This window comes from Bradyrhizobium sp. HKCCYLRH3097 (assembly GCF_051167875.1).
GTDB lineage: Bacteria > Pseudomonadota > Alphaproteobacteria > Rhizobiales > Xanthobacteraceae > Bradyrhizobium.
Genome location: NZ_JBNPTX010000013.1, coordinates 133,424 through 158,171 on the forward strand (window position 1 = coordinate 133,424; position 24,748 = coordinate 158,171).

Sequence of the window (24,748 nt, forward strand, 5' to 3'; positions counted from 1 at the left end):
CGGGTGCTGGTGAAGGTTAAGGATTGAATTTCGCGATCTATGCAACCGGCCGTAAAGGCCCGCGAAGCTCAAATCACCTTTCAGCGGCCACCCGTCGAATGCCGAACTATGGGGCAGTTGCTTGCAAGGTCTCTTGGACTTCCTGAAGGGTTTGGGCGCCGCGCGGCTCACCGCCATGATCGCAGTCACCGCTGCCTTAATCGGCTTCTTCGGCTTCGTCATCATGCGCGTGACCGCGCCGCAGATGACCACCCTCTTCACCGACCTGACGATGGAAGACTCCTCCAGCATCATCAAGGATCTGGAGCGGCAGGGCATTCCCTTCGAGATGCGCAATGAAGGCAGCGTCATCCTGGTGCCCAAGGACAAGGTGACCCGGCTGCGCATGAAGCTCGCCGAGGGCGGCCTGCCCAAGGGCGGCGGCGTCGGCTACGAGATCTTCGACAAGTCGGACGCGCTGGGCACCACGAGCTTCGTCCAGAACATCAACCATCTCCGCGCGCTCGAGGGCGAGCTCGCCCGCACCATCCGCGCCATCGACCGTGTCCAGGCGGCGCGCGTCCATCTCGTCCTGCCGGAGCGGCCGCTGTTCTCGCGCGAGACCCCGGAGCCGTCCGCCTCGATCGTCGTGCGCGTGCGCGGCACCCTCGAGCCGGCGCAGATCCGCGCCATCCGCCACCTCGTCGCCTCCGCCGTCAACGGCCTGAAGCCGCAGCGGGTGTCGATCGTCGACGAGGCCGGCCAGCTGCTTGCCGACGGCACCCAGACCGACATCGACCAGCAGGTCGGCGACGAGCGCCGCAACGCCTTCGAGAAGCGGATGCGCAAGCAGGTCGAGGACATCGTCTCCTCGGTGGTCGGAGCGGGCCGCGCCCGTGTCCAGCTGTCCGCCGACTTCGACTACAACCGCATCACCCAGACCTCCGACCGCTACGATCCGGAAGGCCGCGTGCTGCGCTCGAGCCAGACCCGCGAAGAGCAGTCGGCGACCAACGAGAACAACGGCCAGGTCACGGTCAACAACGAGCTGCCGGGCAACCAGCAGAACGCGCCGCCGCAACAGCCGCGGGACCAGAGCAAGAAGACCGAAGAGACCAACAATTACGAGATCTCCCGGACCACCAAGACCGAAGTCACCGAGGCCGGACGGGTCAACCGCATCTCGGTCGCGGTTCTGGTCGACGGCGCCTACTCGAAGAACGAAAAGGGCGAGCTGGTCTATCAAGAGCGCAGCAAGGACGAGCTCGACCGCATCGCCGCACTGGTCCGCTCCGCCATCGGCTTCGACCAGAAGCGCGGCGACCAGGTCGAGGTGGTCAACCTGAAATTCGCCGACGCTCCCACCGTGCCGCAGATCAACGAGCCCACCGGCTTCCTCGGCATGCTCCACTTCACCAAGGATGACGTCATGTACGTCATCGAGCTCGCGGTGATGATGCTGCTCGGCATCGTGGTCGTGTTCATGGTGGTGCGGCCGCTGGTGAAGAAGATCATCGCCAGCGAGGAGATCGCCGCCCCGGGCGGCGGCCTGCCGGCCCTCACCGACGAAACCATCCAGGCAGCCGCTCACGCCCAGCAGACCGCCAACATGATCGACGTCGCCCAGGTCCAGGGCCAGGTCCACGCTCAGTCCGTCCACCGGGTGGGCGAGCTGGCCGACCGCAACCCGGGCGAAGCCGCCGCCATCATCCGCCAGTGGCTCGCCGAGCCGCAGAGCTGACCCGATCGACGTGAACCGCCTGAACTGAAAAGAACGTAGACGCCATGTCGCTGCCGCAGACCCAGAACGCCAACGCCAACAACAACGACATTTCCACGGTCATCGCGACCTTGGCGAGCCGCCAGGCGCAGCGCGAGAAGACCGAGCCCTTGAGCGGCCCGCGGCGCGCCGCCGTGATGATGCTCGCGCTCGGCGAGCAGTATGGCGGCAAGATCTGGCAGCAGCTCGATGACGACGAGGTGCGCGAACTGTCGCTGGCGATGTCGACGCTGGGAACCATCGAAGCCGACGTGGTCGAGGACCTGATGCTCGAATTCGTCTCGCGCATGTCGGCCTCCGGCGCGCTGATGGGCAATTTCGACGCCACCGAGCGCCTGCTGCAGCAATACCTGCCGCCGGAACGCGTCAACGGCATCATGGACGAGATCCGCGGCCCCGCCGGCCGCAACATGTGGGAGAAGCTCTCCAACGTCCAGGAAGAGGTGCTCGCCAACTACCTCAAGAACGAATATCCGCAGACCATCGCGGTCGTGCTGTCCAAGCTGAAGCCGGAGCATGCCGCCCGCGTGCTCGCGATCCTGCCCGAGGACATGGCGCTCGACGTCATCGGCCGCATGCTGCGCATGGAAGCGGTGCAGAAGGAGGTCATCGAGCGCGTCGAGCAGACCCTGCGCGTCGAGTTCATGTCGAACCTGTCGCAGACCCGCCGCCGCGACGCCCACGAGGTGATGGCCGAAATCTTCAACAATTTCGACCGCCAGACCGAGACCCGCTTCATCACGTCGCTCGAAGAAGAGAACCGCGAATCGGCCGAGCGCATCAAGGCGCTGATGTTCACCTTCGACGACCTGATCAAGCTCGATTCCGCCTCGGCGCAGACCCTGCTGCGCAATGTCGACAAGGACAAGCTCGGCGTGGCGCTCAAGAGCGCCAACGAGGAGGTCCGCAACTTCTTCTTCGGCAACATGTCGTCGCGCGCCGCCAAGATGCTGCAGGACGACATGGCCGCCATGGGGCCGGTACGGTTGCGCGACGTCGACGAGGCGCAGGCCCTGCTCGTCAATCTCGCCAAGGACCTCGCCGCCAAGGGCGAGATCATGCTCAGCAAGAACCGCGCCGACGACGAACTGGTGTATTGATGGCTCAGCCTGCGAAATTCCTGTTCGATACCGACTTCGCCGCGCCGGAGAAGACGACGCGGGAGCGTGCGGCCACGTCCGCCGAAATCGCACAGAAGGTCGCGGCCGCCGAAGCCGCCGCCTATCGCAACGGCTACGAGGCGGCGCAGCGCGAAGCCAAGGTCGAGGCCGACCGCCGCGTCGCCTCGGCGCTGGAGCAGATCAACATCCAATTGCAGGGCATCTCCGCCCGCTTCGAAGGCATCGAGCAGCGGATGGAAACCGAGGCCGTCGATGTCGCGGTCGCCGTCGCCCGCAAGCTGTGCGCGGCGCTGGTCGAGGCGGAGCCGCTCGGCGAGATCGTCGGACTCGTGCACGACTGCTTCGCGCATCTGGTCGCCACGCCGCACCTCGTGCTGCGCATCAACGAGACGCTGTACGAGCTCGCCCGCGAGAAGATCGAGAAGCTCGCCAAGCAGAGCGGCTTCGAGGGGCGCCTCGTGATCCTCGCCGAGCCGGAGATCGCGACCGGCGACTGCCGTATCGAATGGGCCGATGGCGGCGTCGTGCTGGAGCGCGCTGCGATCGACGCCAAGATCAACGAGCTGGTCGGACGCTACATGGCGTCCAAGAAGAACTAGGCCGCTGTGGTGGCCGAGGGAGTTTAAGTCATGAGCGACAACGAGATCCCGCTTCCCGACCTCAATGCGGCGGACGCGCCTCCGCTGGGCGGGGACGTCGGCTACAATGAAGAAGAGCATGCCGCGCGCATCGCGGCCGACCTCGAGGCGGTGTTCGACGTCCCGGTCCAGGTCTCGGCCGTGCTCGGCCGCTCCAAGATGGATGTCGGCGAGCTCCTGAAGCTCGGGCCCGGCACCGTGCTCGAGCTCGACCGCAAGGTCGGCGAGGCGATCGACATCTACGTCAACAACCGGCTCGTGGCACGCGGCGAGGTGGTTCTGGTCGAAGACAAGCTCGGCGTGACGATGACCGAAATCATCAAGTCCGACCGCAACTGACAGACATGACCTGCGTGCCGATCGAGAGCGGCACGACCGAATAGGAGACCAACATGCGGCTTCTCATCGTCGGAACGCTGAAGGGCCAGCTGACGACGGCCACCAAGATCGCCATGGAGAACGGCGCCACCGTCACCCATGCCGAGGACAACGAGCAGGCGATGCGGGTGCTGCGCGGCGGCAAGGGCGCCGACCTGCTCCTCGTCGACGTCGCGCTCGACATCCGCGACCTGGTGATGCGGCTCGATGCAGAGCACATCCACGTGCCGATCGTCGCCTGCGGCATCACCAGCGATGCCCGCGCCGCGGTCGCCGCCATCCATGCCGGCGCCAAGGAATACATTCCGCTGCCGCCGGATCCCGAGCTGATCGCCGCCGTGCTCGCCGCCGTCGCCAATGACAGCCGCGACCTCGTCTATCGCGACGAGGCGATGGCGAAGGTGATCAAGCTCGCCCAGCAGATCGCCGGCTCCGACGCTTCGGTGATGATCACCGGCGAGTCCGGCACCGGCAAGGAGGTGCTGGCGCGCTACGTCCACACCCGCTCGGCCCGCGCCAAGCGTCCCTTCATCTCGATCAACTGCGCCGCAATCCCTGAGCACCTCCTGGAGTCCGAGCTGTTCGGCCATGAGAAGGGCGCCTTCACCGGGGCCGTCGCCCGCCGCATCGGCAAGTTCGAGGAGGCCAATGGCGGCACGCTCCTGCTGGACGAAATCTCGGAAATGGACGTGCGGCTGCAGTCGAAGCTGTTGCGCGCCATCCAGGAGCGCGTGATCGACCGCGTCGGCGGCACCCGCCCCGTCCCCGTCGACATCCGCATCATCGCGACCTCCAACCGCAACCTGGCCGACGCCGTACGCGAGGGCACGTTCCGCGAGGACCTCTTGTTCCGGCTCAACGTCGTCAACCTGAAGATCCCTCCCCTGCGCGAGCGCCCCGCCGACATTCTCGAGCTGGCGCAGCATTTCGCGCGCAAATATTCCGAGGCCAACGCCGTACCGCTGCGGCCGATCTCGGCGGAGGCCAAGCGCATCCTCACCACCAACCGCTGGCCGGGCAACGTGCGCGAGCTGGAGAACACGATGCATCGCGCGGTGCTGATGGCGCAGGGCGACGAGATCGGGCCGGATGCCATCCTCACGCCTGACGGCACCCGCCTCGACATCGGCAAGACCCAACCCGCCGTAGCGCATGCTACGATGGCGGCGGAACAGGTCACGCGCGCCTTGGTCGGCCGCACGGTCGCCGATGTCGAACGTGACCTGATCCTGGAGACCCTGAAGCACTGCCTGGGCAATCGGACACATGCGGCCAATATCTTGGGCATCTCGATCCGCACGTTGCGCAACAAGCTCAACGAATATGCCGACGGCGGCTTACCGATCCCGCCGCCGGGCTCCGGCGATACGCCGCGCATGCCGAGCCCCGTATAATCTGACCATCCGGTTCGTTCTCGGCGGCGCGCTGGCCCTCGGCGCGCCGCTTGCCGTTTCCCCGGCTGATGCCGCAACGCGCGGCGTGCTGTCAGGCTGCTGGGAGCAGACGTCGCACGCGCCGCTCGTCAATCCGTCGTCGGGTCAGGAATGGGGCGCCCGGAGCTGGTGCTTCGCAGGCAAGGGCAAGCTGATCTCGCGAACGGTTGCCTGTGGCAGGGAGGGCTGCGACGGCTGGGACAATGAACGCAGCTATCGCTGGCGGCCGCCCACCCTGTCGCTATCCGATGTCGAGACGTCGCCGGATGGCGGACACATCAAAGTGTGGCGCCGCTGCCGCGTGCAGTTTCTGACCGACGATTGGATGCAGCTACAGGACTGTGAACAGTCCCCTGATCCGTGGGTTCGCGAGAATACGCCGGCGCGTCGTCGCCGGGCACAGCCTCACGAATAGTTCGGCGCCTCGGGATTGCGGAAGATGTGAATGGGATCGCCGGGCGTGAACTCGCGTTGCGTCAGCACGGCATAGGCATAGAGCGCGAGATACAGGATCGCGGCCGTGCCGATCACATAGAGCGCCCAGGTTCCGATCCGTTTCATCAGCTCCGCCGCAAACACCGCCTCAAGGCCGCGGTGCTTTTACGGCGTCCAGCTTCGGGACGCCACCCTGCGGCCAACCGCCGCTCACCGCCTAGGGCTCGTCCTGCGGATCGGGGCCGCCGAGGGGGGCGAGCCGGGCCACGTCCTCGTCGCGGTCGACGTGCACATAGCCGCCATGCCAATATGCCAGGGCTGCCGATTGCGGCGCCACCTCGACATGCACCACGCGGCCGATCACGATGCCATGAGAGTGCCGCTCGATGATCTCCTCGACCTCGCAGTCCAGCGCGGCCAGCGCCCCGACCAGGAGCGGCACGCCGGTCACGTGCTTGCGCCACTCAGCGCCGGCGAACCGCTCGGCGCCTCTGAGACCACCTTTACCCGAGAACCGCTCGGCCACGCCGATCTGGTCCGCGGCGAGCAGATTGGCGCCGAAAACACGCTCCCGCTGCAGGATCGGCCAAGACGAGGCGTTCCGATTGAGGCTCACGATCACGGACGCCGGCTCGATGGAGAGCGATGACAGCGAACTCACCGTCATGCCGGTGACCTCATCGCCGCGCCCGACGGTGATCACGCTCACGCCCCCGACCAGCTGGCGCATCGCGGAGCGGAAATCGGGCTGAAGCGCGGTGGCGTCGGGCATGAGGCGGACGATGGAGTTCATTGCGATATTCTCTCCTAACCCGCCGCGCCCGGTCCAAGCAACTGGCCCAGGATCGAGCCTTCCTGCGCCGCAAGCTCCGCAGAGCCACGCTGGCGCGGGCGCGGCAGATCGACCATGATATCCTCGGCGATCCGGCCATTCTCGATGACCAGAACCCGGTCGGCCAGGGCCACGGCTTCCGCCACGTCATGGGTGACCAGGATTGCGGTGAAGGTTTGATCGGCCCAGACCCGCTCCAGCAGCCGCTGCATCGCGATCCGCGTCAGCGCATCGAGGGCGCCGAGCGGCTCGTCGAACGCCAGCAGGCGCGGACCGCTGACGAGCGCGCGCGCCAGCGCGACGCGCTGCTTCTGGCCGCCGGACAGCACCGCCGGCCATTGGTCGCGCTTGTCGGCGAGACCCACTTCCTCCAGCGCCTGCCGCGCGCGCTCATGCGCGCCGGCGGCCTTGCGCTCGCGGCCGAGGCCGACCTCGACGTTGCCGAGCACCCGCGCCCACGGCAGCAGCCGCGGTTCCTGGAACATGACGCGGACGTCCTCGGGCCGCGCCGCGGCTTCACCGAAGCTGATGCTGCCCGACGTCGGCTTGTCCAGACCTGCGATCAGGCGGAGCAGCGTGCTCTTGCCGCAGCCACTCTGACCGACGATCGCCACGAACTGACCGGCCGGAATCTCGAGATCGATGCCGCGCAGCACCTCGTTGTCGCCGAACGCCTTGCGAAGGTCGCGGATCACCAGCGGCAGGCCGCGCGTCGCGGGTTTGGCCGGGGTCACGCCGGGCTTCCGCGCGTGGCGGAAGGCCGCGGCATGCCTGATCACGTCAGTGCCGTCGACCGCCTCGGCGCCGGACACGGGAATTCGGAGCGCTTGCTGCATTTACGAACCTCAATGTTTGCTGAAGGCCGGATGCCAGGACAGCGTCATCCGTTCCAGCACCCGCGAAGCGCTGTCGGCGACCTTGCCCAGCAGGGCGTAGATCAGGATGGAAAGCACGACGACGTCGATCTGCATGAACTCGCGCGCCTGCATTGCCATGTAGCCGAGGCCCGAAGAAGCCGCGATCGTCTCGGCGACGATCAGGGTGAGCCACATGATGCCGAGCGCGAAGCGCAGACCGACGAAGATCGACGGCAACGCACCGGGGAAGATCACGCGGCGAAACAGTTCGCCGTCGGTCATGCCGTAGACGCGGCCCATTTCAATGAGTTGCGGATCGACGGTGCGAATCCCGTGCAGCGTGTTGAGGTAGACGGGGAAGAACACGCCGAGGGCCACCAGGAACAGTTTTGCGCTCTCGTCGATGCCGAACCACAGGATGACCAGCGGGATCAGCGCCAGATGTGGCACGTTGCGCACCATCTGCAGCGTGGTGTCCGTCAGTTTCGCCGACAGCTGCGACAGGCCATTGGCGAGCCCGAAGGCGAAGCCGATGCCACCACCGATCAAGAAGCCGATGGACGCGCGCCAGAAGCTGACCCAGATGTTGCGGCCGAGTTCGCCTGATAGCAGCAGCTTCCCTCCGGCGCGTGCGACGTCGGTCGGCGCCGGCAGTACCCGCGGCGACACCAGGCCGGCGACCGAGGCCGCCTGCCAGATCAGGATGATCGCGAGCGGCACCAGCCAGGGGATCAGCGCATCCGCGCGCGGTACCGCGAGCTTGCGGACCTTGGGAAGACTTTCGATCAGGCTCATGACTGCGAGGCTCTCTGCAACGGACGATGCTCGTTGGCGATGGTCTCACCGAATGGGCCGGTGTTGGTGCGCAGTTTGGTCACGTTGCCGGCCTGCTCGGACACGTTCAGCCCAAGCTTGGGAAACACCAGCTCGGCGAAGCGGTAGGCTTCTTCGAGATGCGGGTAGCCGGACAGGATGAAGGTGTCGATGCCGAGCTCCTGGTACTCGCGGATGCGCGCCGCGACCGTGTCGGGATCGCCGACCAGCGCGGTGCCGGCGCCGCCGCGGACGAGGCCCACGCCGGCCCACAGATTCGGGCTGATCTCGAGCTTGTCGCGCCGGCCGCCGTGCAGCTGCGACATGCGCTGCTGGCCGACCGAATCCATCCGCGCAAAAATCTTCTGTGCCGAGGCGATGGTGTCGTCGGTGACGTGCTTGATGAGGTCGTCGGCGGCGACCCACGCCTCCGCGTTGGTCTCGCGCACGATCACATGCAGGCGGATGCCGAACGACAGCCTGCGGCCACGGCTGTCGGCGACTGCTCTCACATTGGCGATCTTCGCCGCGACATCTGCCGGCGGCTCGCCCCAGGTAAGATACTTCTCGACCGTATCGACGGCGACGTCGATGCCGGCATCCGACGAGCCTCCAAAGAACAGCGGCGGGCGTGGCGACTGCACCGGTGGGAACAGCAGCCGGCCATCCTCGACCTTGATGTGCTTGCCGGCGAAGTTGACGGATTCGCCTTCGAGCAGCGCGTTGTAGACGGTGAGAAACTCGCGGGTGACCTCGTAGCGCTCCTCATGCGACAGGAAGATGCCGTCGCCCTTGTTCTCGACCGGATCGCCGCCGGTGACGACGTTGACCAGCAGGCGACCGTTGGTGACGCGGTCGAGCGTCGCGGTCATGCGCGCGGCCACGGCCGGCGATTGCAGACCCGGACGCACCGCGACGAGATACCGCAGCTTCTCGGTGAATGGCGCCACGGCCGACGCCACGATCCAGGAATCCTCGCAGCTGCGTCCCGTCGGGATCAGCACGCCGTAATAGCCGAGCTGATCGGCGGCCTGCGCCACCTGGCGCAGATAGTTGAAGTTGACCTCGCGGCCGCCTTGCGAGGTGCCGAGATAGCGGCCGTCGCCATGGGTCGGCAGGAACCAAAGCACATTGGGCTTCGACGAAGCGTTGCTCATGTCGTTCTCTTTCGGATTTGAGTGGCGGGACAGCCGTCAGGTGGACGGCGTCCATTTCCAGACGATGTCGGCGACGTTGACGGCTTTGGGAATGAGGCCGACACGGGCGAAGCGGTCGGCGACGGCCTGCTGGCTCTTGATCACTTCGTCGTCGATCGGCACGACGCTATAGACCGAGCGGTCGACGAAGCGCTTGACCGCCTCAAGATCGACGCCGGTGGCCTCGGCCTGCGCCTTGGCGACCTCCTCGTGATGGCTGTTGGCCCACACGCCTTCGGCGGCGAAAGCCGCGTTCAGCCTGGCGACGACGGCCGGATACTTTTCGACGAAGTCGGAGCCGACGATGTAGAATGAGTTCGGCTTGTGGACATCCTTGTCCCACACGATCACGCGCGCATTCTCCTTGAGCTCGGCAAGCGCGAGATACGGATCCCAGATCGACCAGGCATCGACCGAGCCTTTGACGAAGGCGGCGGTGGCATCGGCGGGCGCGAGCGGCGCCGGCGTGATGTCGGTCCAGGACAGGCCCGCCTTCTCCAGCGCGGCGACCAGGAGATTGTGCGCGCTCGAGCCCTTGCCGAAGGCGACGCGCTTGCCTTTGAGATCGGCGAGCGACTTGATCGGCGAGTCCTTGGGCACGATGATCGCCTGGCTGCTGCCGTTCTGCTTGACGGCCGCCGCGTAGCGGATCTTGGCACCGGCGGCCTGCGCGAAGATCGGCGGCGCGTCGCCGACATAGCCGAAATCGACGCTGCCGACATTGATGGCCTCCAGCAGCGGCGGGCCGAACTGGAAGTCGACCCAGACGATGTCGATGCCGACGGGCTTGAACGTATCCTCGATGGTGCGGCGCGCCTTCACCGCCGGGAAGAAGCCGCCCTTCTGGGTGCCGATGCGGATCTCCTTCGGCTTGTCCTCGGCGCGCAGCGGCGCCGCTGAGGCCATCACCGCAGCCGATGCCAACGACAATTTCAGAAAATCACGACGCTTCATTGCCCTCTCCGACCAAGACTGCATCCGCATTGATGCGATGCACGGAATGATGGTGGCAGGCGCAACGCGTGTCGAGCGTCCCGGAAAAATAGCGATGCGGGTCCTATCGGCTTACGGCCGGAGGGGATGTTCGTATCGAGACCGCGGCGCAGAGCAGCGAGAATTTCTCGCAAGCAAAGCTGCGATCACGCGTCTTCACAGCCCGTCAACCAAGAGCTCAGTGGGGACCGGCGCGACTCCGCTCTGGCGGTGCGCCGGTGTGCGCGGGGTTCCGCCCGCTTGATCCAGGTCAACGCCGGTTTCCGGAGCCTTCTTAAACATAAGATCAGGCGCGGCCCGGATGCCGCAATCCCTCCTGAACTGAACCTCCCCTAGCAGAGAATTCTCTCATGTCGCTCGTTGGCGGCGATGCGAACGCGCGTGCGCGTCGCAGACGCATGGAAATTGTTGCCTTCCTGTTTCTCACCGCTGTGCTGATGCCCGCGCTCGCGGTCGCCACCGTCGGCTCCTACGGGCTCACGGTCTGGGTTTACCAGATGATGGCCGGGCCACCCGGGCCGCCCGCGGCGCACTGATCGGAAGGACCCCGCCATGCTCTCACACCGCACCTCCCTCGACCGCCGTGCTCTGATCACCGGCCGAGTCCTCACCGCCGATCCCGTCGTCGCACTGGCCAAGGGCGAGATCGCCAGCATCATCGTGCAGACCCGGCCCGAGCAGCTCGACCGCGTCGAAGCCGACATCCTCGCGCTGTCCGGCTGCGAGATTCACGGCCGCGACGCACGCGGCAAGCTGATCGTCGTCGTCGATGCGCCCGATGCCGGCGCGCTCGGCGCCACCATGAACCGGATCGGCCTGCTGCCGCACGTGCACTCCGCCTGCCTCGTCTTCCACGCCATCGACGCCGGCTAATCACACGAGACACCAATGACCGACATGAAGATCGATCGTCGCCAGATGCTGAAGCTGGAAGCCGCCGCGATTGCCGCGGCCGCCGCCGGCATGCCCGGCAGCTCGCTTGCGGCGAACCTCGTCACCGAGCGCGAAGCCAGCGAGCTGAAATGGGACAAGGCCGCCTGCCGCTTCTGCGGCACCGGCTGCAGCGTGATGGTCGCGACCAAGGACAACCGCGTCGTCGCCACCCATGGCGACATCAAGGCCGAGGTCAATCGCGGCCTCAACTGCGTCAAGGGCTACTTCCTCTCGAAGATCATGTACGGCCATGACCGCCTGACGCATCCGATGCTGCGCAAGACGAACGGCAAGTACGACAAGAACGGCGAGTTCACCCCCGTCTCCTGGGACGAAGCGTTCGACGTCATGGCCGCGAAGTACAAAGACGCGCTGAAGAAGCGCGGTCCCTCCGGCGTCGGCATGTTCGGCTCGGGACAGTGGACGATCTGGGAAGGCTACGCTGCGTCAAAGCTGTTCAAGGCCGGCTTCCGCTCCAACAACATCGATCCGAATGCGCGGCACTGCATGGCCTCGGCCGTCGCCGGCATGATGCGCACCTTCGGCATCGACGAGCCGGCCGGCTGCTATGACGACATCGAGGCGACGGATGCGTTCGTGCTGTGGGGCTCCAACATGGCGGAGATGCATCCGATCCTGTGGAGCCGCGTCACCGACCGGCGCCTGTCGGCGCCGCATGTCAAGGTCGCTGTGCTCTCGACCTTCGAGCATCGCTCGTTCGACCTCGCCGACATCGGCATGGTGTTCAAGCCGCAGACCGATCTCTATCTCCTCAACGCGATCGCCAACCACATCATCAAGACCGGCCGCGTCAACAAGGAGTTCGTCCAGGCGCATACGGTGTTCAAGAAGGGCCAGACCGACATCGGCTACGGCCTGCGCCCGGAGCATCCGCTGCAGAAGAAGGCCACCGGCGCAGCCAAGGCCAACGACGCCACCGACATCTCGTTCGACGAGTATGCCAAGTTCGTCTCCGACTATACGCTGGAGAAGGCCGCCGAGATGTCCGGCGTGCCGCTGAATCGGCTCGAGGCGCTGGCCGAGCTCTATGCCGATCCGAAGACCAAGGTGGTCTCGTTCTGGACCATGGGCTTCAACCAGCACACCCGCGGTGTCTGGTGCAACAACCTCGTCTACAACATCCATCTCCTGACCGGGAAGATCGCAGAGCCCGGCAACAGCCCGTTCTCGCTGACCGGCCAGCCCTCGGCCTGCGGCACCGCGCGCGAGGTCGGCACCTTCTCGCACCGCCTGCCCGCCGACATGGTCGTCACCAACAAGGAGCACCGAACCAAGGCCGAGCACATCTGGCAGTTGCCGGAAGGCACGATCCCCGACAAGCCGGGCTATCACGCCGTGCTGCAGAGCCGGATGCTGAAGGACGGCCTGCTGAACGCCTATTGGGTGCAGGTCAACAACAACCTGCAGGCCGGCCCCAACGCGAACGAAGAGACCTATCCGGGCTTCCGCAATCCGGACAATTTCATCGTCGTCTCCGACGCCTATCCGTCGGTCACCGCGCTCGCCGCCGATCTCATTTTGCCGACGGCAATGTGGGTGGAAAAGGAAGGCGCCTATGGCAATGCCGAGCGCCGCACCCAGTTCTGGCACCAGCTCGTGTCGGCACCGGGCGAGGCACGCTCGGATCTCTGGCAGTTGATGGAGTTCTCCAAGCGCTTCAAGATCGAGGAGGTCTGGCCCGAGGAGCTGATCGCCAAGAAGCCCGACGTGCGCGGCAAGACGCTGTTCGACGTGCTCTACAGGAACGGCCAGGTCGACAAGTTTCCGCTCGACCAGATCGAGCCGGGCTATGCCAACGACGAGTCCAAGGCGTTCGGCTTCTACGTCCACAAGGGCCTGTTCGAGGAATACGCCTCGTTCGGCCGCGGCCATGGCCATGACCTGGCGCCGTTCGAGGCCTATCACCGGGAGCGCGGCCTGCGCTGGCCGGTGGTCGACGGCAAGGAGACGCGCTGGCGGTTTCGCGAGGGCTCTGATCCTTACGTCAAGGCCGGCACCGGCGTGCAGTTCTACGGCTTCCCCGACGGCAAGGCGCGCATCTTCGCTTTGCCCTACGAGCCGCCGGCGGAATCGCCCGACAAGGACTATCCGTTCTGGCTGTCGACGGGACGCGTGGTCGAGCATTGGCATTCCGGCACGATGACGCGCCGCGTGCCCGAGCTCTACAAGGCGTTCCCCGAAGCCGTCTGCTTCATGCATCCGGACGATGCCGAGGCCGCGAACTTGAGGCGCGGTGACGAGGTCAAGGTCGCCTCGCGCCGCGGCTTCATCCGCGCCCGCGTCGAGACCCGCGGCCGCGACAAGCCGCCGCGCGGCCTCGTCTTCGTGCCGTGGTTCGACGAGTCGAAGCTGATCAACAAGGTGACGCTCGACGCCACCGATCCGATCTCGCTGCAGACCGACTACAAGAAATGCGCCGTGCGCATCGAGCGGGTGTGACCATCATGATGAGAAAAATCGCTGTCATGCTGATCGCGGCCAGCGTTGCGGCCGGATCGAGCGCCCTGCTCGCCCAGAGCGTCTCGTCCTCGCTGCGCGGTCCTGCGCCGCTCAACGACGAGGGTCCTGCGCCGCCGATGCAGCCGATGAAGAACACCGCCGAGAAGGAGGTGCGCAACTATCCGGAGCAGCCACCGGTGATTCCGCATGCCATCGACGGCTATCAGGTCGACATGCAGGGCAACAAATGCCTGTCCTGCCACGCCCGGGCGCGCACGGCGGAGTCGAAGGCGCCGATGCTGTCGATCACCCATTTCATGGATCGCGACGGCCAGTTCCTGGCGTCGGTGTCGCCGCGGCGCTACTTCTGCACCCAGTGCCACGTGCCGCAGAGCGTCGCCAATCCGCCGGTCAGCAACGACTTCGTCGACATCGACACGCTGCTGGCGCACGACAGGCCGGGGGGCAAGCGATGAGCAGCGCCGACATCCCGGAGGGCGCCAAAGCGCCCGTCCCCGAAAAGCGGCTCGGCCTTGCCGGCCGCGCCTGGCAGTTCATTCTCGACCTCATCGACGTGCTGCTGAAGCCGAGCTCCGTGTTCGGGCTCGGCGTGCTGGTGCTCGCCGGCTTCCTCGCCGGCGTCATCTTCTGGGGCGGCTTCAACACCGCGCTGGAGATCACCAACACCGAGAAGTTCTGTACCGGCTGTCACGAGATGCGCGACAACGTGTTCGCCGAGCTGAAGACGACCGTCCACTTCTCCAACCGCTCCGGTGTGCGCGCCAGCTGCCCGGACTGCCATGTGCCGCACAACTGGACCGACAAGATCGCGCGCAAGATGCAGGCCTCCAAGGAGGTCTGGGGCCATCTGTTCGGCTCGATCGACACCCGCGAGAAGTTCACCGACCGAAGGCTGGAACTGGCGTTGCACGAATGGGCGCGCTTCAAGGCGAACGACTCGCTCGAATGCCGCAACTGCCACAGCGCGCAGTCGATGGACATCACCAAGCAGTCGCCGCGCGCCGTCGAAGCCCACCAGCGCTTCCTCTTCACCGGCGAGAAGACCTGCATCGACTGCCACAAGGGCATCGCGCATCACCTGCCGGACATGCGCGGCGTCCCGGGCTGGCAGTAGGCCTCCTCTGGAGGGGAACGAGCGATCGCCGCAGGCACGCTGTGCCCCCTCCCCCGCTTGCGGGGGAGGGCTAGGGGTGGGGGGCGCCACACGGGCAGTCCCGCCGGAGCGTTCCCCCACCCGCATCGCATCTTCCGATGCGATGCGACCTCCCCCGCAAGCGGGGGAGGCGTGGACCCATTCACATCGAGCGCTTGATCTCTCCCCGTCAGCCCTTAGGTTCACGGAATGTCCCCGAGTCGCCGCGCGGCTCCATTTCGTTGAGCCATGACCACCTTCTCCCCGCATCAGGATTCCGCCCTCAAGGCCGTCGGCGACTGGCTGAAAGCCAAGCCAGGCAAGAACGGCACGCCGCAGGTGTTCCGGCTGTTCGGCTATGCCGGAACCGGCAAGACCACGCTGGCCCGCCACATCGCCGAAGACGTCGACGGCGAGGTCAAGTTCGCGGCCTTCACCGGCAAGGCGGCGCTCGTGATGCGCAGCAAGGGCTGCGACAATGCCTCCACCATCCACTCGCTGATCTATCGCGCGCAGGAGAGCGGCGAGGAGCAGCCGAACTTCGAATTGTGGGACGACGCGCCGGCGTCCAAGGCCAAGCTGATCATCATCGACGAATGCTCGATGGTCGACGCCGATCTTGGCCGTGATCTCCTGTCCTTCGACTGCCCGTTGCTGGTGCTCGGCGATCCCGCGCAGCTGCCGCCGGTCAAGGGCGGCGGCTTCTTCACCGAGAGCGAGCCCGACGTGATGCTCACCGAGGTGCATCGCCAGGCCAAGGACGATCCGATCGTGCGGATGTCGATGGACGTGCGCGAAGGCAACACGCTCGACATCGGCCGCTACGGCGAGAGCGAGGTGGTGGAGCGCCGCGAGCTCGATCCGTCGCGCGTGATGGAGGCCGACCAGGTGCTGGTCGGCCGCAACGCCACCCGCCGCGCCTACAACAACCGCTTTCGACAGCGCCTCGACATCGAGGACGCCCTCCCCGTCGCCGGCGACAAGCTGGTCTGCCTGCGCAACAACCGCAAGAAGGGCCTGTTCAATGGCGGGCTATGGCGGGTGAAGTCGCGCGCGACCTCGAAATCCAAGATCGTGACGATGCGGGTCGCGCCCGACGAGGATCTCGGACGCAAGGTGACGAAAGTCTCGGTGCGCGGCGAATGCTTCGGCGGCGGCATCGAGGACATCCCGTGGGAGCAGCGCAAGCCTTACGACGAGTTCGACTACGGCTACGTGCTGACCGTGCACAAGTCGCAGGGCTCGCAATGGGACGACGTGGTGCTGTTCGACGAGAGCTTTGCCTTCCAGGAGAGCCGCGCCCGCTGGCTCTACACCGGAATCACACGGGCCGCGAAGCGGCTGTCGATCGTGGTGTAACGCCGGCTTTACCGCGCGAGACGATTTCGCTCGCCTCGCTGGTACCCACCTGCGGCCGGTTGATCCACGTCAACCTGACGCAGGGTCCTTGGCGGATAAAAATCGATTCACATCTCTGTTAAACCAACAGCAGGCAGCGGAATCGCATGGCAAAGTCCAAGACCACGAAAGCCAAGGCCTCCAATGGCCGACGCATGAAGCGCGCAGCCGCCACCATGCGCGCCCCGCGCCGGCAATCGGCTGCGGGGCTCGATCCGATCGCCCAGTCGCTGGTCGACGAACAGATGCAGGCTGCGCAGATCACCGGGCTGTCGGCGTTCGAGACCGTGCTGAACGGACCGCCGGCGCTCGACGCCGACAGCGCACCGATCAGGGCCATGCTGGACGGCGCAGCACCCGACGATGCCAAGCTGATGAAGGCGCTGATCGAAGGCAAACAAGCCAAGCGCGACAGGCGCCACACCTCCGACGAGCTCGCCGACAATTGGCGCCAGGGCGGCTACCCCTACAAATACCGGATGTATCGCAAGGACTACGAGGAGCAGAAATTCATCCTGCAGACCGAGCTGCTCAAGCTGCAGAACTGGATGAAGGATGCGCGGCAACGCCTGGTGCTGCTGTTCGAGGGCCGCGATGCCGCCGGCAAGGGCGGCACCATCAAGCGCTTCATGGAGCATCTCAATCCGCGCGGCGCCCGCGTCGTCGCGCTGGACAAGCCGAGCGACGTCGAGCGCGGCCAATGGTACTTCCAGCGCTATGTCGAGCACCTGCCGACCGCCGGCGAGATCGTGCTGTTCGACCGCTCCTGGTACAACCGCGCCGGCGTCGAGCGCGTGATGGGCTTCTGCTCGCAGGCCGAATATGACGAGTTCCTGCGCCAGGTGCCGGAGTTCGAACGCAACCTCGTACGCAGCGGCATGCACCTGATCAAGTTCTGGTTCTCGGTCAGCCGCGAGGAGCAGCGCCGCCGCTTCAAGGAGCGCGAGGCGCATCCGCTGAAGCAATGGAAGCTGTCGCCGATCGACACCGCCTCGCTCGACAAATGGGACGACTACACCCGCGCCAAGGAGGCGATGTTCTTCTCCACCGACACCGCCGACTGCCCGTGGACCGTGATCAAGTCCGACGACAAGAAGCGGGCGCGGCTGAACGCGATGCGCTGCGTGCTGCATTCGCTGCCCTATGCGGGCAAGGACGTCTCACGCATCGGCCAGGTCGACGATCTCATCGTCGGCCGCGCCAGCGTCATCCACGAGCGCGAGGAGCACGCCAACTGAGGCGACGCGCTCAGCGCCGATGACGCCGATGCGGCCCCACGCGATCGGCCGGAGGCATCGCTGCATTTGCATTCGGAAAGGCCGACGTGCCACGGCGTGCCAGTTCCGCCTGCGCCGCCGGCGTCAGCGCGCCGCCATTGAGCACGTCGCGTTCGGGATGCATGGCCGCATAGGCCGCCGGCTCGGAGAATTGGGCCGATGCCGCGGTGGCCGCCAGCGTCGACATCAGCAGAGCTGCCGCCAGGCTCCTGAATGCGATCATGATTGGTCTTCCCTGTTGCGCACCAATTCGCGCAGGCGATGATGTAGGCAGGCGAAAGCGGCATCCCAATCACGACCGCGCGAGCCGACGGCCGTTCGTGATCGCGCCCATCGCTCAGACGTAGCGCGGCAGCCGCTGTCCGGGCAGCAGATCATAGGGGCGCCTTCCGGGCGACGCGTCATCGCCGCTGCGGCAGCCGATCATACGGGCGAAGATGAGCCGGCGGCGGAAACACGAGCACCGCGCCGGAGGCGCGCACCAGGCCCATTCGTCCCGCCGGCGTCAGTGCGCCGCCGTTGAGCACGTCGCGATCGGGATACATCGCCTGAAACGCCCCCGGCTCCTGCTCGCCGTAGAACCAACCCTGCGCCGATGCAGGCGCGGCAGTCGCCGTCGACAGCAGCACGGCTGCCGCCTTCGATTTCCACATTGTCATGATTGTTCTCCAGGTTCTCAAGGGGCGGAGAGCGCGCACTCGATTGATCGATGCCCTGGTCAGGGCCCTGCCGGTCGAGGCGCGACCGCCTCTGTATTGACCATCGGATGGAGGAAATATTCGCGGCGTCCCGCCGCGCCGGCATCACGACCGCGACAATGGAATGACATCATGGTTCGAGGATCGGCGAAGCGTGATGGGATCGTGACCTGGCGGGTTGGACGTCGCGCGTCGCGCCGTCGACGATATCGCCCTTGGTCGCGAACTTGGTAGCTACCCGCCAAGGCATGGATGACGGCACCTTCCTCGCATTCGGCAGCACCGCTCAAATCGGCCAACGACGACACAAGTCGTCAAGGCGCGATGGTCTACGGACGAACGGCATGGTGCGGACGGCGAAGGCGTGTGGTCCTGGCCTCCGACGCTGAGGCCAAATCGGCTGTGATTATTCGCCGGCGATTCGGGCAAGACAGCCGGTCCCCGGGGAGAGGACGTATAGGGGTTAAAACCATCGTGCAGGGAGAGTTCGACGATAAAAGCCGAATGAAAACAACGTGAGAGGCACTTTTCTAGCCGCCGCCCGCTCACGATCCGCTGAGCCATCAATAGCTGTGTAAAACGCGGCCGCCCCACTTTCTTCCGATTTTCACACACCAAGTTTCTCGAGGCTTTTCGTCGTATTGTGGACTGTAGAAGCCAACCGCATTGCGCTTGTTTTCTTTCCGGTACAATCTCCTCGCGAGTGCGGGAAGGGGGATATTATGCGATTGGTCAGATTTCAGGTCACCAATTTTCGATCCGTTGTCGATAGTGGCTGGATCGACGCAGAGCGAGTTACAGCGCTCATCGGCGTCAATGAGTCGGGCAAAACCAATCTGTTGCTTCCGCTGTGGAAATTGAACCCGGCCCGTGAGGGTGAGATTAAGCCAACCTCGGATTATCCAAAGGGCAACTACGCTGCCGTGCGGGCGGCTCCAGGTTCATTTCCGTTCATACGTGCGGAATTCGCACCGAGTGACGCGATCAAGACGAAGCTGATCGAGCTTACGGGATTGGATGAGGCCTCGGTCGACCTTGTTTGCGTCCATCGATTTTTCGATGGGAGATACGCGGTTACGTTTCCGAAATTCAAGAAGGTGAATACGCTCAGCAGCGCGGACTTAGTTGCAATCCTAACGACCGCCGAAACTGAGATCACCGCAATGAACCAGCTCAACAAGGAGGGGAGCTTAAAGGCCGACATTCAAGCAGCCTTGGCGTCTACAAAACAGAGCGACGGACCAGTCTCGTCTTATAACACCAAAGCGCTACACGAGTTAATTGAACCATTCTTGGCGCTCATTCCTGATGTACCAGCGCCAACAAGCTCGATCGTGCCGCGCTTAAAACTACTGATTCAAGACCTGCAGGCCGCCGAGCAAAAATTATCGACTCCTGCGCCGAATGAAATCGATGCAGTGAAGCAACTAATCATCGAGAGCCTACCGCGATTCGTATATTACTCGAACTACGGAAACCTCGATTCCGAAATCTACTTGCCACACGTCGTTCAAAACCTGGCACGTGAAGACCTTGGCGCAAAAGAGGCGGCAAAGGCTAGGACACTTCGGGTCCTATTCAATTTTGTCCAACTGCAGCCACAGCAGATCTTGGAGCTCGGACGCGACTTCAAAGATCCAAACCGCCAACCGAATGAGCAGGAGATTGCAGAAATCGCGACTAAGAAGCGTGAACGCACGATCTTGTTGAACTCAGCCGGAACGGATTTGACAAAGAAGTTCCGCGAATGGTGGAAGCAAGGAAATTATACATTCGAATTTCAAGCGGACGGCGACCATTTTCGGATTTGGGTGAGCGATTCAAGGCGACCTGAAAAGATCGAACTTGAAGATCGCAGCAGTGGACTACAATGGTTTCTGAGCTTCTACCTTATTTTCCTGGTGGAAAGCAGCGGTGTTCATGCCGATGCGATCTTGCTCCTGGACGAGCCAGGACTCTCCCTCCATCCGCTGGCTCAACGCGATTTGTCGACCTTCTTCGAGAGCCTTGCGTCAACTAATCAAATTTTTTACACGACACATTCACCCTTCCTCGTCGATGCTGACATGCTCGACCGCGTTCGGAAGGTCTTCGTCTCGGAGGACGGCTCAACTAAATGCTCCCCGGATTTACGGCTGGGCACCGATGATCCTCGACGAGCGGGGGCTACGTATGCGATTTACTCGGCACTCAACATGAGCCTCGCCGAAAGCATCCTATACGGCTGTCATCCGGTGATCGTGGAGGGCCCGTCGGACCAGCATTACCTAGCTCTTATAAAAACTGTCCTGATCGCGAACAAGAAGATAAGCCCAAAGCGAGAGATGGTCTTCCCGCCCTCGCACGGCGCGAACAACGCCAAGGTGATTGCGAGCATCCTTGGCGGTAAAGATGAGGTCTTGCCAAATGTATTTCTTGATGGGGACGACGCCGGCAAAAGGATGGCCCGAGATCTGCAAAATGGCTTGTATCAAAGCGCAAAAGGCAAGGTAAAAACGACGGAGAAGTATGTCATCTTCGCTAATTCAGAGATCGAAGACCTTTTCCCACAGGGCTTCCTTGTCGGAGCCATTGATCGCTGGGGACGCAAAGCAGATGTGCCATTTGCCGACGTAGTGAAGCCGGGAGAGCCTATTGTTCCGCAGATCGAGGCATGGGCGAAGGTACAAGGCGTTGCGCTTCACGATGGATGGAAGGTGGACGTGGCTCGCGAGGCCAAGAGGCGAGCCTTGGAGTCGACCAAACCTCTTTTCGATGAAGCCACCTTGGATACCTGGAAAAAGCTTTTTGAGGATCTGCAGAGCGAGAGCTAATATTCAGCTCGCGTGCTCGGCGTTTTCTCGTTCGCCCGCCCCCTTGCGCGACCTTAGAGCTAGGATGCACCCAAATGACCGAATCCAAGGAGAAGCGAAAAGTATATCTTGCCCGTCGCGCCGAGATGCTGGCAGCGATGGTGGTTACACGCGCTCAACTCAACAAGAAGAAGAATCGGAAGGCCGCGGGTCACGAAAGACATCCCGAGGCCGACCCCGACTTGGTCGACGTTTGGGATGACGTTATCGACACCTCGCGACCGGCCACCGGCGATGAAGCGGAGGCGATCAAAAAGATCAACAAGGGATGGGTTTCGAATGCCTGGGGCCGGCTGCAGGGCAGCCCAACGCAGGGTGGCCTGCCATCGCTCGGAAAACGTCGATAATCCAGTTGAAAATCCAATGTCCTCCCTATTTTGGAACTTGTTCAAATACAGAGACGGAGAAATGAGATCTCCTCGCGAGGATTATCTCACAGAGTGCTTTGCCAATGTCTTCAATCGATTGCCACCGTCTGCGCAGCGATACCTAGTTTCGGAACTACTTATCCCGGAATCTTTGAAGCAGGCGTTCGATCAGATACTAGAAACAGCCGCACCGCTGAAGATGGAGACTCAGCATTACATCGAGGGCGGGCGGATTGACCTGGTACTTTACGCAGGCGGTCATCCGTTGGTTGCGATCGAAAACAAGATCAATGCGCCCGTTTTAGACCAACAACTCGTACGATACGGACAATGGATCCGAAGCGAAGCGGCCGGTCCGATAGCGGTAGTTTGCTTTCTTACCCATCTTACCCAACCGCCGAGTGGCTTTCTTTCCGGCAGAGCATCAAGTGGCCATGCCGTTCCTCACATCACCACGTGGGCCGGAGTCGCTGACTTGCTCATGCGTCTTTTAAGGAACAAAGAGCTGGACGCAGCAGCGATGCTGCTATGCAACGAACTAAGATATTTCTTGGAGGAGAACGATATGAGCACCGAGTACGCAGGGCGCGACGAATTTGCTGCCGCTCTCCTTTATCTCCGGGCTGGCTCCTTAATGGACCGCACATTTAGTGACATCTACTCACATATCAAATCGCTCGACGGTCATTTCAGAAGGAACGAGTCATCGAGAGAGTATAGCTTGCAATTTAGGACTGAGCTGAAGCTGATTTGGGGCTGGGCCTATTTGACGCACCCGAACTTCAACGAGTTGTTCTTTGGCTACGGCATCGCACTAGAGCCGCAGACGGTCTTCAAGGGCGGAACTATTCCCTCCTCAGATTCCGTTTTCATCTGCTTAGGCGCAGACGACAGGCGAGGCACTAGCGCGTTGCGCGCAGCAAGAGACATACCGGAGAAGCCCTGGACGTGGGCGGACATCACCGATTGGTTTGCTCTCGTCTGCTTCAAGCCTCTCCACGAATTCCTTCGGAATCCAACCGAATTCGCGCCCAAGATGATTTCGTGGATCGACGATGAGCAAGCGGACGTAGATAAGTTCGTGACCAATCTGAAATAGCGATGCGGTCCGTCTGTCCCGCCTGAACGTGGCCAGTTGTCCCGCCGGGCAAATCACCCTGTTTCGACAAAAGCTGTCAAGGTCTTCTGAAAAACATAAATCATTTCGCGCCGTGCCCAAATCAGGCTTATGATGTCTGCGTTTCGTTGCACGGCAGGGGACGTATCGCGATCGTCACGGACGTTGGCAGCGAAATGCGATGGATGCGGCATGTTGCAGCGGGCGAAGCGCCTGCCGACGAACGGCATGGCGCGGACGGCGAAAGCGTGTGGTCCTGGCCTCCCGACGCTGAGGCCAAGCTGGCGGTGATGATCCGCCGGCGACGGGGGCAAGACAGCCGGTCCCCGGGGAGAGCACGTATAAGCGTTAAAACCATCGCGCAGGGAGGGCCGGATCTGTCCGGCTGAACCTGTGGTACCTGCCGCCTGCATTTTTTCCGCAGGCGGGCCACGGGCCTCAGTCGAGGTCCGGCCTTCCCTGCGCCCTCCGCTTTCGGAGGGCCAATGAACCGGCATCCCTCGGGCAATTCGGGCCGCGAGAACAGATCACCATGCCTGGAACGCTCTCGCCACAACTCCCAGCGCCGTCCCGGCACCCATTGGGCGATAGCGCACGCCTCGCGCCACCCGCCTGTTCACGCAGTCGTGTCACGTCCCCCGTAACGCCGGCCGGGCACCGACGTATCTTGCAGCAGAGGCCGGACCGGGCCAGTGTTTCCGGCCGGCGAGACGAGACAAGCCCCCCTCACGAGGATCCGAAGATGCGCCTCACCCGCTCCCTTTTCGTCAAGACAGCCGTGCTCGGTGCGATGGCGGCCGGCATCCTGGCCTGGCAGCCGCTGCACGCCGCCGAGCAGGCCGTTGTGATCCCGCCGCCGGCCCAGGACCAGCCGGCCTCCGACGCGCTGGAAACCGCTGTCGTCGCCGGCGGCTGCTTCTGGGGCGTCCAGGGCGTCTACCAGCACACGGCCGGCGTGGTCAGCGCGGTGTCCGGCTATGCCGGCGGCACCAAGGCCACGGCCGATTACCGCACGGTCTCGAGCGGCACGACGGGCCACGCGGAATCGGTCCAGATCAAGTACGACCCGAAGAAGATCTCCTATGGCAAGATTCTGCAGATCTTCTTTTCGGTCGTGCACGATCCGACCCAGTTGAACCGACAGGGCCCGGACTCGGGACCGCAATATCGCTCGGCGATCTTCACCACCTCGGAGGCGCAGAGGAAGGTCGCGGAGGCCTATGTCGCCCAGCTCGACAAGGCCAAGGTGTTCGGCAAGCCGATCGTCACCAAGATCGGCAAGCTCGACGCGTTCTATCCGGCCGAGGCCTATCATCAGGACTACCTGACGCTGCACCCGAGCCAGCCCTATATTGCCTATAACGACCTGCCGAAGATCGAGAATCTGAAGAAGATCTTCGCGGAGAACTATGTCGAGAAGCCGACGCTGGTCGGCGAGGCCAAGGCAACGAACTGAGGCGACGAACTAACTGGGTAACGAACTGAGGCGACGACCTGCGGCCGCGACCGAGGCCGATCAGCGCAATGACAGGGAGCGGACCAGTTCGGTCCGCCCGGAGGACAACGGGATGAGCGACACCAAGACGAGCGACAAGGTCATCAAGAGCGAGGCGGAATGGCGCGAGGAGCTGACGCCGATGCAGTACGCCGTGCTGCGCGAGAAGGCGACCGAGCGCCCGTTCTCGGGCGAATACGAGCATGAGCATCGCGCCGGGACCTACGTGTGCGCCGGCTGCGGCCAGACCCTGTTCGAGTCCGACGCCAAATTCGACTCCGGCTGCGGCTGGCCGAGCTTCACCCAGCCGGCGACGGAGAGCCACATCGACGAGGAGACCGACCATACCCACGGCATGGTCCGCACCGAGGTGCTGTGCTCGAAATGCTCCGGCCATCTCGGCCATGTCTTTCCCGACGGCCCGGGGCCGACCGGCCTGCGCTATTGCATCAACTCGGCGGCCCTGAAGCTGAAGCCGCGGTGACGTCTCCATCGGCCTCGGTTCCGTCACGGACGGTAATCGGGGCCGCTGGGCTGGCGGC

At 63.9% G+C, this 24,748-nt stretch carries 25 protein-coding genes; 17 read left to right on the forward strand and 8 right to left on the reverse strand.

Going from position 1 to position 24,748, the window contains the following annotated elements; translation table 11 throughout:
* The first annotated feature begins 121 nt into the window (after positions 1-121).
* From fliF to flbD, 5 genes are read left to right on the forward strand one after another with little or no spacing between them, the layout of a single operon-like run.
* Positions 122-1,720, forward strand: a complete 1,599-nt coding sequence (gene fliF, locus ACQR0U_RS26900) for a flagellar basal-body MS-ring/collar protein FliF (RefSeq protein ID WP_315714168.1) — start codon at positions 122-124, stop codon at positions 1,718-1,720.
* Between the two features lie 44 nt (positions 1,721-1,764).
* Positions 1,765-2,859: a flagellar motor switch protein FliG gene (gene fliG, locus ACQR0U_RS26905; RefSeq protein ID WP_315714167.1), complete on the forward strand. Its 1,095-nt coding sequence runs from the start codon at positions 1,765-1,767 to the stop codon at positions 2,857-2,859.
* Positions 2,859-3,479 (forward strand): FliH/SctL family protein, encoded by a 621-nt coding sequence (locus ACQR0U_RS26910; RefSeq protein WP_316192010.1) that lies wholly within the window; start codon positions 2,859-2,861, stop codon positions 3,477-3,479. Before fliG ends, ACQR0U_RS26910 begins: the two co-directional genes overlap by 1 nt.
* Before the next feature lie 30 nt (positions 3,480-3,509).
* Positions 3,510-3,857 (forward strand): flagellar motor switch protein FliN, encoded by a 348-nt coding sequence (fliN, locus tag ACQR0U_RS26915; protein ID WP_015669138.1) that lies wholly within the window; start codon positions 3,510-3,512, stop codon positions 3,855-3,857.
* A 53-nt stretch (positions 3,858-3,910) separates the two neighbouring features.
* The gene (gene flbD, locus ACQR0U_RS26920) at positions 3,911-5,290 is read left to right on the forward strand and encodes a sigma-54-dependent transcriptional regulator FlbD (protein ID WP_316192012.1); all 1,380 of its coding nucleotides are present in this window, start codon (positions 3,911-3,913) and stop codon (positions 5,288-5,290) included.
* 444 nt (positions 5,291-5,734) lie between these two features.
* Here flbD and ACQR0U_RS26925 read toward each other — a convergent pair whose 3' ends face one another.
* The 6 genes from ACQR0U_RS26925 to ACQR0U_RS26950 form a co-directional block, all read right to left on the reverse strand.
* Positions 5,735-5,890, reverse strand: coding sequence for a hypothetical protein (locus tag ACQR0U_RS26925; RefSeq protein WP_315714164.1), 156 nt, complete (start codon positions 5,888-5,890; stop codon positions 5,735-5,737).
* A 91-nt stretch (positions 5,891-5,981) separates the two neighbouring features.
* The gene (locus tag ACQR0U_RS26930) at positions 5,982-6,557 is read right to left on the reverse strand and encodes a flavin reductase family protein (protein ID WP_316192014.1); all 576 of its coding nucleotides are present in this window, start codon (positions 6,555-6,557) and stop codon (positions 5,982-5,984) included.
* A gap of 14 nt (positions 6,558-6,571) precedes the next feature.
* Entirely contained in the window at positions 6,572-7,432 is an 861-nt protein-coding gene (locus tag ACQR0U_RS26935; RefSeq protein ID WP_315827662.1) for an ATP-binding cassette domain-containing protein, read from the reverse strand.
* 9 nt (positions 7,433-7,441) lie between these two features.
* The gene (locus tag ACQR0U_RS26940; protein ID WP_315827661.1) at positions 7,442-8,248 is read right to left on the reverse strand and encodes an ABC transporter permease subunit; all 807 of its coding nucleotides are present in this window, start codon (positions 8,246-8,248) and stop codon (positions 7,442-7,444) included.
* Entirely contained in the window at positions 8,245-9,423 is a 1,179-nt protein-coding gene (gene ssuD / locus ACQR0U_RS26945) for an FMNH2-dependent alkanesulfonate monooxygenase (protein WP_315827660.1), read from the reverse strand. Before ssuD ends, ACQR0U_RS26940 begins: the two co-directional genes overlap by 4 nt.
* A gap of 36 nt (positions 9,424-9,459) precedes the next feature.
* The gene (locus tag ACQR0U_RS26950) at positions 9,460-10,416 is read right to left on the reverse strand and encodes an aliphatic sulfonate ABC transporter substrate-binding protein (RefSeq protein WP_315714159.1); all 957 of its coding nucleotides are present in this window, start codon (positions 10,414-10,416) and stop codon (positions 9,460-9,462) included.
* Between the two features lie 389 nt (positions 10,417-10,805).
* Between ACQR0U_RS26950 and napE the strand changes: the two genes are divergently transcribed.
* From napE to ppk2, 7 genes are all read left to right on the forward strand, one after another.
* A complete protein-coding gene (napE, locus tag ACQR0U_RS26955; RefSeq protein WP_315714158.1) occupies positions 10,806-10,991 on the forward strand; it encodes a periplasmic nitrate reductase, NapE protein in 186 nt (61 codons plus the stop codon).
* Between the two features lie 16 nt (positions 10,992-11,007).
* On the forward strand, positions 11,008-11,328 hold the full coding sequence (locus tag ACQR0U_RS26960; protein ID WP_315714157.1) for a chaperone NapD: 321 nt from the start codon (positions 11,008-11,010) through the stop codon (positions 11,326-11,328).
* Positions 11,329-11,343: 15 nt separating this feature from the next.
* A complete protein-coding gene (napA, locus tag ACQR0U_RS26965) occupies positions 11,344-13,848 on the forward strand; it encodes a nitrate reductase catalytic subunit NapA (protein WP_315750092.1) in 2,505 nt (834 codons plus the stop codon).
* Positions 13,849-13,853: 5 nt separating this feature from the next.
* Complete coding sequence (locus tag ACQR0U_RS26970) at positions 13,854-14,324, forward strand: nitrate reductase cytochrome c-type subunit (RefSeq protein WP_315714155.1); 471 nt, start codon at positions 13,854-13,856, stop codon at positions 14,322-14,324.
* Positions 14,321-14,983: a NapC/NirT family cytochrome c gene (locus ACQR0U_RS26975; RefSeq protein WP_315714154.1), complete on the forward strand. Its 663-nt coding sequence runs from the start codon at positions 14,321-14,323 to the stop codon at positions 14,981-14,983. The genes ACQR0U_RS26970 and ACQR0U_RS26975 overlap by 4 nt, the downstream gene beginning before the upstream one ends.
* Positions 14,984-15,250: 267 nt before the next feature.
* Entirely contained in the window at positions 15,251-16,360 is a 1,110-nt protein-coding gene (locus tag ACQR0U_RS26980) for an ATP-dependent DNA helicase (RefSeq protein WP_315733892.1), read from the forward strand.
* A 146-nt stretch (positions 16,361-16,506) separates the two neighbouring features.
* Positions 16,507-17,637, forward strand: a complete 1,131-nt coding sequence (ppk2, locus tag ACQR0U_RS26985) for a polyphosphate kinase 2 (RefSeq protein ID WP_434842748.1) — start codon at positions 16,507-16,509, stop codon at positions 17,635-17,637.
* A gap of 10 nt (positions 17,638-17,647) precedes the next feature.
* On the opposite strand, the gene ACQR0U_RS26990 is transcribed toward ppk2, so the two are convergent.
* Positions 17,648-17,899, reverse strand: coding sequence for a hypothetical protein (locus ACQR0U_RS26990; RefSeq protein WP_315750090.1), 252 nt, complete (start codon positions 17,897-17,899; stop codon positions 17,648-17,650).
* Positions 17,900-18,077: 178 nt separating this feature from the next.
* On the reverse strand, positions 18,078-18,335 hold the full coding sequence (locus tag ACQR0U_RS26995) for a hypothetical protein (RefSeq protein WP_434842747.1): 258 nt from the start codon (positions 18,333-18,335) through the stop codon (positions 18,078-18,080).
* A gap of 761 nt (positions 18,336-19,096) precedes the next feature.
* Between ACQR0U_RS26995 and ACQR0U_RS27000 the strand changes: the two genes are divergently transcribed.
* The 5 genes from ACQR0U_RS27000 to msrB all read left to right on the forward strand — a co-directional run bounded on the left by ACQR0U_RS27000 (position 19,097) and on the right by msrB (position 24,690).
* The gene (locus ACQR0U_RS27000; RefSeq protein WP_316169314.1) at positions 19,097-21,187 is read left to right on the forward strand and encodes an AAA family ATPase; all 2,091 of its coding nucleotides are present in this window, start codon (positions 19,097-19,099) and stop codon (positions 21,185-21,187) included.
* A gap of 74 nt (positions 21,188-21,261) precedes the next feature.
* Entirely contained in the window at positions 21,262-21,573 is a 312-nt protein-coding gene (locus ACQR0U_RS27005; protein ID WP_316169315.1) for a hypothetical protein, read from the forward strand.
* A 16-nt stretch (positions 21,574-21,589) separates the two neighbouring features.
* Complete coding sequence (locus ACQR0U_RS27010) at positions 21,590-22,693, forward strand: PD-(D/E)XK nuclease family protein (protein WP_316169316.1); 1,104 nt, start codon at positions 21,590-21,592, stop codon at positions 22,691-22,693.
* A gap of 760 nt (positions 22,694-23,453) precedes the next feature.
* On the forward strand, positions 23,454-24,167 hold the full coding sequence (gene msrA / locus ACQR0U_RS27015; RefSeq protein WP_316225897.1) for a peptide-methionine (S)-S-oxide reductase MsrA: 714 nt from the start codon (positions 23,454-23,456) through the stop codon (positions 24,165-24,167).
* A 112-nt stretch (positions 24,168-24,279) separates the two neighbouring features.
* The gene (gene msrB / locus ACQR0U_RS27020; protein WP_315750087.1) at positions 24,280-24,690 is read left to right on the forward strand and encodes a peptide-methionine (R)-S-oxide reductase MsrB; all 411 of its coding nucleotides are present in this window, start codon (positions 24,280-24,282) and stop codon (positions 24,688-24,690) included.
* Positions 24,691-24,748 lie beyond the last annotated feature (58 nt).

What these genes read in the sequence shown, in the direction of transcription:
- napA (WP_315750092.1), top strand. Translation starts at nt 11,344, where the DNA reads ATGACCGACATGAAGATCGATCGTCGCCAGATGCTGAAGCTGGAAGCC.
- fliN (WP_015669138.1), top strand. Translation starts at nt 3,510, where the DNA reads ATGAGCGACAACGAGATCCCGCTTCCCGACCTCAATGCGGCGGACGCG.
- ssuD (WP_315827660.1), bottom strand. Translation starts at nt 9,423, where the DNA reads ATGAGCAACGCTTCGTCGAAGCCCAATGTGCTTTGGTTCCTGCCGACC.
- ACQR0U_RS26990 (WP_315750090.1), bottom strand. Translation starts at nt 17,899, where the DNA reads ATGATCGCATTCAGGAGCCTGGCGGCAGCTCTGCTGATGTCGACGCTG.
- ACQR0U_RS27005 (WP_316169315.1), top strand. Translation starts at nt 21,262, where the DNA reads ATGACCGAATCCAAGGAGAAGCGAAAAGTATATCTTGCCCGTCGCGCC.
- ACQR0U_RS26950 (WP_315714159.1), bottom strand. Translation starts at nt 10,416, where the DNA reads ATGAAGCGTCGTGATTTTCTGAAATTGTCGTTGGCATCGGCTGCGGTG.
- ACQR0U_RS26980 (WP_315733892.1), top strand. Translation starts at nt 15,251, where the DNA reads ATGACCACCTTCTCCCCGCATCAGGATTCCGCCCTCAAGGCCGTCGGC.
- ACQR0U_RS26930 (WP_316192014.1), bottom strand. Translation starts at nt 6,557, where the DNA reads ATGAACTCCATCGTCCGCCTCATGCCCGACGCCACCGCGCTTCAGCCC.
- flbD (WP_316192012.1), top strand. Translation starts at nt 3,911, where the DNA reads ATGCGGCTTCTCATCGTCGGAACGCTGAAGGGCCAGCTGACGACGGCC.
- ACQR0U_RS26960 (WP_315714157.1), top strand. Translation starts at nt 11,008, where the DNA reads ATGCTCTCACACCGCACCTCCCTCGACCGCCGTGCTCTGATCACCGGC.
- ACQR0U_RS26925 (WP_315714164.1), bottom strand. Translation starts at nt 5,890, where the DNA reads ATGAAACGGATCGGAACCTGGGCGCTCTATGTGATCGGCACGGCCGCG.
- ACQR0U_RS27010 (WP_316169316.1), top strand. Translation starts at nt 21,590, where the DNA reads ATGTCCTCCCTATTTTGGAACTTGTTCAAATACAGAGACGGAGAAATG.
- msrA (WP_316225897.1), top strand. Translation starts at nt 23,454, where the DNA reads ATGCGCCTCACCCGCTCCCTTTTCGTCAAGACAGCCGTGCTCGGTGCG.
- msrB (WP_315750087.1), top strand. Translation starts at nt 24,280, where the DNA reads ATGAGCGACACCAAGACGAGCGACAAGGTCATCAAGAGCGAGGCGGAA.
- ACQR0U_RS26910 (WP_316192010.1), top strand. Translation starts at nt 2,859, where the DNA reads ATGGCTCAGCCTGCGAAATTCCTGTTCGATACCGACTTCGCCGCGCCG.
- ACQR0U_RS26935 (WP_315827662.1), bottom strand. Translation starts at nt 7,432, where the DNA reads ATGCAGCAAGCGCTCCGAATTCCCGTGTCCGGCGCCGAGGCGGTCGAC.
- napE (WP_315714158.1), top strand. Translation starts at nt 10,806, where the DNA reads ATGTCGCTCGTTGGCGGCGATGCGAACGCGCGTGCGCGTCGCAGACGC.
- ACQR0U_RS26970 (WP_315714155.1), top strand. Translation starts at nt 13,854, where the DNA reads ATGATGAGAAAAATCGCTGTCATGCTGATCGCGGCCAGCGTTGCGGCC.
- ACQR0U_RS26940 (WP_315827661.1), bottom strand. Translation starts at nt 8,248, where the DNA reads ATGAGCCTGATCGAAAGTCTTCCCAAGGTCCGCAAGCTCGCGGTACCG.
- ACQR0U_RS26995 (WP_434842747.1), bottom strand. Translation starts at nt 18,335, where the DNA reads ATGACAATGTGGAAATCGAAGGCGGCAGCCGTGCTGCTGTCGACGGCG.
- fliG (WP_315714167.1), top strand. Translation starts at nt 1,765, where the DNA reads ATGTCGCTGCCGCAGACCCAGAACGCCAACGCCAACAACAACGACATT.
- ppk2 (WP_434842748.1), top strand. Translation starts at nt 16,507, where the DNA reads ATGGCAAAGTCCAAGACCACGAAAGCCAAGGCCTCCAATGGCCGACGC.
- ACQR0U_RS26975 (WP_315714154.1), top strand. Translation starts at nt 14,321, where the DNA reads ATGAGCAGCGCCGACATCCCGGAGGGCGCCAAAGCGCCCGTCCCCGAA.
- ACQR0U_RS27000 (WP_316169314.1), top strand. Translation starts at nt 19,097, where the DNA reads ATGCGATTGGTCAGATTTCAGGTCACCAATTTTCGATCCGTTGTCGAT.